This window comes from Pseudomonas sp. PA-5-4B (genome assembly GCF_021606215.1).
GTDB classification, from domain to species: domain Bacteria; phylum Pseudomonadota; class Gammaproteobacteria; order Pseudomonadales; family Pseudomonadaceae; genus Aquipseudomonas; species Aquipseudomonas edaphica.
In genome coordinates, this window is record NZ_WKDB01000139.1 from 1 (window position 1) to 1,629 (window position 1,629).

A 1,629-nucleotide genomic window follows, 5' to 3' on the forward strand; every position below is an offset into this window, starting at 1 on the left:
ACAAGGGCGACCAGACTGTCACTACCGCTATTAAAGGCGTCACCGGTGGCGAGCACTTCGAAAATCTGGTTCCAGGCACCACGCCGGTTAGCACCACTGTCACCGACACTCCGGGTACTGATAACACCACTACTGTCACGCTGACCGCGCCAAGCGCAGTCAATGAGGGTGGCCAGATTACGTATACCGCTACGCTTTCCAATAAAGCGGGTACTGATGTAACGCTGAAGTTGGATAACGGCTCGACCATCACCATCAAAGCCGGCGACACCGTCGGCACAGTGACTGTCCCTGCGCCAAGCGATGACGTATTCATCGATAAGAGCACTCAGACGGTCAAGATCACCGACACCGCTGGCGGTAACTTCGAGAAGCTGGAAGTGGCTGGTGATGGTGCAACCACCACCATCAACGACACCATCGACAAAGTGGATGTAGTTCTGACTGCCACCACTACCGTTGGTGAAGGCGGCAACATCGTCTATACCGCCAGCCTTGTGGATAAAAACGGCGCGCCGGTGACTAACATCACCAACCCGTTGACCGTCACTCTCGATAATGGCCAGACCATCACCATCGGTGTGAATCAGTCGAATGGCAGCGTGACCGTTGTCGCTCCAGATGACGTGTACAAGGGCGACCAGACTGTCACTACCGCCATCACCAACGTGACCGGCGGCGCGCACTTCGAGAATCTGGTGCCAGGCACTACGCCTGTTAGCACCACCGTCACCGATACTCCGGGTACTGATAACACCACTACCGTCACGTTGACCGCGCCAAGCGCAGTCAATGAAGGTGGTCAGATTACGTACACCGCGACCTTGAGCAACAAGGCCGGTACTGACGTAACCCTGAAACTCGATAACGGCTCGACCATCACCATCAAAGCTGGCGATACCGTTGGCTCCGTGACTGTTGCAGCGCCTGGCGATGACGTGTTCGTCGACAAGAGCACCCAGACCGTCAAGATCACCGACACTGCTGGCGGCAACTTCGAGAAACTGGAAGTCGCAGGCGACGGTGCAACCACCACCATTAACGACACCATCGACAAGGTCGATGTGGTCCTGACCGCCACCACCACCGTTGGTGAAGGCGGCAACATCGTCTACACCGCCAGCCTTGTGGATAAAAACGGCGCGGCAGTGACTAACATCACCAATCCGCTGACCGTGACCTTGGATAATGGCCAGACCATTACCATCGGCGTTAATCAATCGAACGGCAGCGTGACCGTTGTAGCTCCAGATGACGTGTACAAGGGCGACCAGACCGTCACTACCGCTATCAAAGGCGTCACCGGCGGCGAGCACTTCGAAAATCTGGTGCCAGGTACTACGCCAGTTAGCACTACTGTCACCGACACTCCGGGCACTGATAACACCACTACCGTCACGTTGACCGCGCCAAGCGCAGTCAATGAAGGTGGTCAGATTACGTACACCGCGACCTTGAGCAACAAGGCCGGTACTGACGTAACCCTGAAACTGGATAACGGCTCGACCATCACCATCAAAGCTGGTGACACCGTCGGCACCGTAACCGTCCCTGCGCCTAGCGATGACGTGTTCATCGACAAGAGCACCCAGACGGTCAAGATCACCGACACTGCTGGCGGCAACTTCG

At 56.5% G+C, this 1,629-nt stretch carries 1 protein-coding gene; it reads left to right on the forward strand.

Annotated elements, in window-relative coordinates; genetic code table 11:
- Positions 1-1,629 (forward strand): immunoglobulin-like domain-containing protein (locus tag GIW28_RS30545; protein WP_329606528.1); only part of this gene is annotated, 1,629 nt, incomplete at both ends.